The following is a 6,080-nucleotide window of genomic DNA, read 5'->3' on the forward strand; positions in this document are numbered from 1 at the left end:
TCGGCATGGCAAACTCCAAGGTTCGCCATCTTGAATCAGATCCAAGCCGATTCGGGAATCCCCCCACGAGTCACCCTTAACGAGACTCGGTATTAGGCTGACCCAAAGCGAACCTGCGCTCGGGTACAAGCAATAGGCGCTGCCGAACACTGCTCGGCAAGTGATGGGAGAGTGCGCGACGAGCTCTACGGCCGAAACGGATCGATCGAGACCGAGCTGAACCCGCTGGCTGGGTCTTGTGACTAACGGCCGGTATCTATCGGCAACGGCCGACCCGAAGCGGGGCGACGTCTATTGTGAAATGATCTCCGCGGCTTCCAGCTACCTACAGGCGGCGGCGCTGACGGGACGGCGGTTGACCGGTCGCCAAAATTCCATGCACCGAGCGCAGCAGAACTGGCAACGATGTGACGCGATATGAGGGTGCGCGCGCCGAAATCGCTGCAGTGATCGACGATCGTGGCATTACCAATGATTTTGGTAGCGACGCCAGCGATGGACCGCCCGCCGCGTCGACGCCGTCCTTGGGTTGACGAAGGCCGACGGGATCCAGCTCCACTTAGCCTCCAATCCCCAGCGAAGTTCTGACCGCTGGCAGGCCAGGCTTGCCGTCGAACGTTGTAACCCCATCGATCCAGGTCGCCAGGAGCTCGGGATGTGTTTTGAGATAGGCAGCCGCGGCCTCGGTCCCGGTCTTCTTGTCATTGTCAATTGCATTCATCATCACGTTTTCGGCGGGCACGCTGAAGGTGACTTGGGTGAACAGCCTGGCGAGGTTAGGGCACGCTTTCGCAAAGCCGGACCTGGCCACTGTCGAGACGGTGGCGGCGCCGAAGTCGGGGCCGAAATACGCGTCACCACCGGCGAGGTACGTGAGGTTAAACTGAGTGTTCATCGGATGGGGCGCCCAACCGAGAAAGACAACCCAGCGCTTATGAGCGACGTCGCGAGAGACCTCCGACAGCATTCCCTGTTCAGAAGACGGCACGACCGTCCAGCCCTGCAAGTTCAATGTTGGGTTGTCGATGGCCTTCTGAATACTCTGGTTGCCAGGCGAACCGGCATCAATGCCGTAAACATTGTGGCGGAACTCGGAGCCATGCGCACCGAGATCAGCGAAGGTCTTGACTCCGCCTGCGGCCACATAGTCAGGTACCGCAAGTGTGTATTTCGCACCGTCGAGGTTCCGATGAAGCACTTCGATCTTCTTGGCGGCCAGAAGCGGTTCGATGAAGTGATCGTGCGCGGGCGCCCAGTCGCCGAGAAACACATCAGTCTGGCCGTTGCCCAGCGCCTGATAGGTAATTGGAACCGATAGAGTTGAGAGTTGCTGCTTGTAGCCCAGACCGCTCAGTAGCAGGTTGACGACACCGTTGGTCGCCTGGATGTCGCTCCAGCCCGGAGTTCCCATACGGACCGTCGCGCAAGCCGGCGCCTCGCCAGCACGTGCTGACGTAGCGAAAATCGCCATACCGGCCACTGTGCTCAAGTGCAGCGTGGCGCGGAAGGCTGTGTAAGCGAGACGAAAATGTCCCATCGTAAACTCTTCCCTTCGGGTTGTGCAGCAGGCTATCGTGGCGACGATCCCATCGGCATATGTTATTGAGGAGGTGGGGCGTCGAGGAGGCCCCGCTCTTCGGCGTCATGATATGAGTTCGTGCCGCGATAGTAGCGCTTGGACGCATCCTCTTGCGGTTGGAAGTCCCAAGGTGTGATCTGTCCCATCCTCAAGGCCTGGTAGACGAGCCGACGCCGTCGTTGACTACGCAGGATTTCCTCCTTGAGCGCAGGCAAATCCCAGCGCCTCAGCACCTCGCTGTGGAAGTCCGCGACGAGCGAGGCGTGGGCAGGATGGGCCGCGAGGTCATGCAACTCATCCGGATCTGCGGCGAGGTCGAAGAGCTGCGGGGGATCGTATGCGACGAAGGTGAATTTGTATCGGCCCCGTCGTAGCATGACATAAGGCGCGGCCACGCCTTCCGAGAAAAGTTCGCTCACGGCGACGCGCGTCTCATCTTCCGCTATGAGCAGGGGCAACAGGCTCCGTCCGTCTGGCGGCTCAGGATAGCCATCCCAGTCGCCGCCGGCTGCGATGTCAACCAAAGTCGGCAAAATGTCGACTAATCCGCAATTGGATCGAACCCGACGGCCTGTTGGAACGCCGGGTCCCGCCATGATCAACGGCACACGGCTGGACCAATCGTAGAAGCTCATCTTGTACCACAGACCGCGCTCGCCGATCATGTCGCCATGGTCTGCGCAAAGCATGACCAGCGTATTTTCGAGGAGATTGGTGCGTGTGAGCGCTTCGAGGACTTCGCCAATACGCTCGTCAACGTAGGAGATGCTGCCGTAATAAGCATGGCGCGCGGCACGAACCTCATCATCCCTTAAGGCAAGATCGCCACGATCATACTGCTCCCACAGGCGACGACTATGCGGATCACGTTGCCCCAACGGGATATAGGGCACGCGTGGCATGTCGATCGAATCGGTCTGGTAGAGGTCCCAGAACCGTTTTGGCGTCACGTAAGGATCATGTGGATGGGTAAAGGACGAGACAAGAAGAAATGGTCTGCCATCGGGGTCCCTTGCCCAATCGAAGATCTTACGAGTGGCGCGGAACGAAACCTCTTCGTCGTAATCCTGCTGTAGAGACCGCTCGGCAATGCCGGCATTCTTCACATTCTTCATATTGTGGAACCAATCCATAGTGCGCCAGGGATCATCCCAATCGGCCGTCCAGTTAAAGTCGGATGGGCAGATGTCGGTGGTCACTCGCTCCTCGAAACCATGTAGCTGATCCGGACCGATAAAATGCATCTTTCCCGAAAGGCACGTGCGATATCCCAAAAGACGCAAATAATGAGCGAAGGTTGGCACGTCGGCCGGCAGTTGCGCGGCATTGTCCCAGGCGCCGATTTTGGAACAGAGCTTGCCTGTCATGAAGGCAAGGCGAGCCGGCGCGCAGAGCGGGAAGCTCGAATAGAAATTCTCAAAGACGGCGCCGTGCTTGGCAATTGATTCGATATTCGGTGCTTTAACGAGAGGATGGCCGTAACTTGGAAGGGCTCTCGCGCCTAGCTGATCGACCATCAGGATGACGATGTTGGGACGGGCGGACTTCATGCTAGGTTTCGCATCCTCGTGGTGATAGCGCGACCTCGTTGTGGACCGACTCATGGAACATCAATCCACAGATGGCGCATCAGGTGTCTCAATGGGCAAGCTACTGAGACGTAGGGAACCCTGCAATGGCCCTTTTGGCACATGCCCGGACGCTAAATCAGCCGTCTCGCAGCAAGGCCGGAGCTCGGCCGATCTTGCAGGATGGTGATAAGAGGCCGGAATTCGGGACCCGTTTTGGACTGCCGCGGGGCCGAGCCTCTCCACTTGGACAAGGACGCCATCACGACTATTATGAACCGTTTGCTAAGACTGCCGGGACGCGCGGGAAGCCGATTCGCGCCGGCATCAATGGGCGTAGCGAGGTATGACTTCGTTGCGCTTCAAGTTGGTTAACACAGTGCGGGGACGATCGTTGCCAGGAGCTCTCGTGTAGTGTCAGAGTTCTCTAGCCCACTCCCGCCCAGGATCATCAACAACGTACCCGTCATATAGAAAAATACGATCTGGTGGCTCTCTGGTAGAGTATCGACGGATCGGCGTGGAGTAGGATGCGCAGTTGGCCGCTTTTCGTTCGCGAGTTGCTGGTATGATGACGCGCACTCCCTTATATTCGTCTGGCTGCCCACTACACCGGAGCCTGCCGCTGTCCCTCGACAGCGACTTTCAAACAATTGCGGACGCTGTGCGGGCCAGCTCGTCACTACATCGGCTATGCCGCCCCCAACCACCCCATCTGTTTGAGATAGGCCAGCTGTGGCGATCCGGCGTAAAAGCAGGCTTCTTGTCACGAGATGGCCACCCCGTATCTCTACGCAAGGCTATCCCCCTCTCGCCCAGTGAGCAAGGCGAGCAGGCTGCCCCGCTCGGCCACGGGAGCTACAACCGCGCCGCCACAGCGGTTGCCGCCGTGCTTGTGCCCAGCAGTGCCGCGAGACGGAGCACGGCGTTGGCTGGCGCATCAGTGTCGAGACCGCCGATCGCATCCGGCGGGGTTCGTTCGTTAGCGACCTTGGAAGCGGAGGAAGCGCAGGACTCGCAGATAATCCTTTGCGATCCTCGCCGCCGGATTGCCTACGAAGCGAATTCTGCCGGCGGCGAGGTGAGGCTGGCTAACAACAGCCCCTCACCATCCTGATCCGCGGATGATCCGCGACTCTTCTACAATTGCTGCGCGGTCCCCAGCCACCTCACGCCCGTGCTGTCAAACAGGATCACTCCACGTCGATCGCCGCTGCCCGCGAATGACTTCTGGCAAGGGGGCTCAGTCCTGAGTGTCCAGATTGTCGAGAGTGTATTTCAATGGTTCTAATGAAACTCTCAACTCGCCAGTGAACGGATAGTTGATATTGATAATCACGAAGACCGACATGAAGATAACGGCAGCGAGCATTCCCGCCATGATAACCTGTGATCTGACATGCTTCGTACCAAAGAAAAAAGCGAATGCGATCGTTAGAACGGCGCCGCCAAACAAAACAGCCCACATGACAGGGGGAACAGCTCCGCGGCTCAGCTCCAGTCTTTCGCGTCGCGCTTCCGCGAGCGTGTGTAGCTCACCCAGTGTCGCCACAAACAAATCTGAATCTTCCGGCCCCTGGGGCCTCAATGCCAGGACGGCGTTATACAGGCTGTTCAGAGCCAAGGTAGTAGACACATCGGCATCACCGATCTCCATAGTATTTGCCTCATATGTCACGACCTTCTTTAAGTATTGCCGAACAGCTGCCCGAACGGCGGCTTGGCTGGCCCCCTCAGTCCCGCCCGTGAGACGATAGATGGTTGCCGAGGCAGATGCTTCTGATGTCACTGCTTCTTGCGCTTGTTTAAACTTCTCCCAGACAGTGATCACCGCAAATCCCAGCAATACCGCGTAAACAACGCCAAGAACAGCAAACTTGAAGCCAGCGACCTCGTTGTTGCTAACAAGCCGTTCAAACCCTACGATCCGCCGAATCAAGACAGTGAGTAACATCGTGCCGACGGTTGTTAAGCCTATTACAAGGACGGCACATTGCCAAAGTGGAAGACTGGTTAACCAGAGAATCACGTGTCCTTCCCTCTTCATGATCGTCACGGATATAGAAATGCGAAAAGGGCTTTCTTTAAAAGAAACTCCAATCCATTGCAAGAGATGGTTCTTCAGGCGGCAGAGCGGCTGGCCCGATCGAGCAATTGTGCCGCGGCGTCCGAAAGAAATACTGAGCCGCGTGAATACAGGTTTAGCGTCGTCATTTGCGGCTTCCTCTCTATGCTGGAGCCACTCTGGCCGGCGTCGTTTCGAGACCCTCCGGCCAACTCTACGGCTGTGCTCGTCGATGATCGGTCTCGCTCTGCCGATCAGGGCGATCGCCCAGACCGCCAAGCGGCTAGAGTCTGGCACCCACGCCCGCATAGTATTTAAAGCGAGTTGTGCATTGCGTGAGAGGGCGAAGAATCACAGAGGGAGATGCTCAACTCACAAAAGCTGTGACTCGTCGGCCGGCTCGCCGCCTCGGCGATCGCCTCCGCATCCCGGTCGTCGTTCTTCTGCGCCTTGACGTAGGGGCGCACGTATTCGGGTGACATCAAGCGCACGGTGTGACCCTGGGCTGCCAAGAGCCGGCCGAGATGATGCGCGCCGCAGCAAGCCTCCATTGCTACAACGCAGGCCGGCACCGACTTGGTGAAGGCAGGAATGCTTTCCGGCCGGAGCCGCCGCCGCTTGATTACTGCACCAGTCTCATCCAGCCCCACGAGGCCGCAGCTGTTCTTCCCCAAATCGATCCCCAGAACCGCCTTTGCATTGATGTGCTCCTTTCCCCCGGGTGCCCCGGCGAGCATATCCTGCCGAGGAAGTCAGGGGCGGGCCATCCCATAAGATCACTCGGCGATGGGCAAGACGAGGCACTCGACCCTCTGCCCCGCATGACCAGCGCACGGCCTGGACCTACATTTTCGGCGCTATCTGCCCG

3 protein-coding genes and 2 pseudogenes are annotated in these 6,080 nt (G+C 58.4%); 1 reads left to right on the plus strand and 4 read right to left on the minus strand.

The genetic code is table 11. The annotated features are described in order from the left end of the window. Positions 1 to 559 precede the first annotated feature (559 nt). The 4 genes and pseudogenes from choX to GSQ83_RS27760 all read right to left on the minus strand — a co-directional run. On the minus strand, positions 560 to 1,537 hold the full coding sequence (gene choX, locus GSQ83_RS27745) for a choline ABC transporter substrate-binding protein (RefSeq protein WP_371418090.1): 978 nt from the start codon (positions 1,535 to 1,537) through the stop codon (positions 560 to 562). 62 nt (positions 1,538 to 1,599) lie between these two features. After that, the gene (gene betC / locus GSQ83_RS27750) at positions 1,600 to 3,129 is read right to left on the minus strand and encodes a choline-sulfatase (RefSeq protein WP_158806128.1); all 1,530 of its coding nucleotides are present in this window, start codon (positions 3,127 to 3,129) and stop codon (positions 1,600 to 1,602) included. 1,261 nt (positions 3,130 to 4,390) lie between these two features. Beyond that, the gene (locus tag GSQ83_RS27755; RefSeq protein ID WP_158806130.1) at positions 4,391 to 5,491 is read right to left on the minus strand and encodes a DUF4239 domain-containing protein; all 1,101 of its coding nucleotides are present in this window, start codon (positions 5,489 to 5,491) and stop codon (positions 4,391 to 4,393) included. A 109-nt stretch (positions 5,492 to 5,600) separates the two neighbouring features. Next, a pseudogene (locus GSQ83_RS27760) lies at positions 5,601 to 5,949 on the minus strand (transposase); the annotation flags it as partial. Positions 5,950 to 5,957: 8 nt separating this feature from the next. Here GSQ83_RS27760 and GSQ83_RS31560 point away from each other — a divergent pair. Continuing rightward, a pseudogene (locus tag GSQ83_RS31560) lies at positions 5,958 to 6,080 on the plus strand (IS630 family transposase); the annotation flags it as partial.

The organism is Acidisoma sp. L85, assembly GCF_009765865.1.
GTDB lineage: Bacteria > Pseudomonadota > Alphaproteobacteria > Acetobacterales > Acetobacteraceae > Acidisoma.

Bases quoted from the DNA above. Each gene is read 5' to 3' on its own strand.
- choX (WP_371418090.1), bottom strand. From the start codon at position 1,537: ATGGGACATTTTCGTCTCGCTTACACAGCCTTCCGCGCCACGCTGCAC.
- betC (WP_158806128.1), bottom strand. From the start codon at position 3,129: ATGAAGTCCGCCCGTCCCAACATCGTCATCCTGATGGTCGATCAGCTA.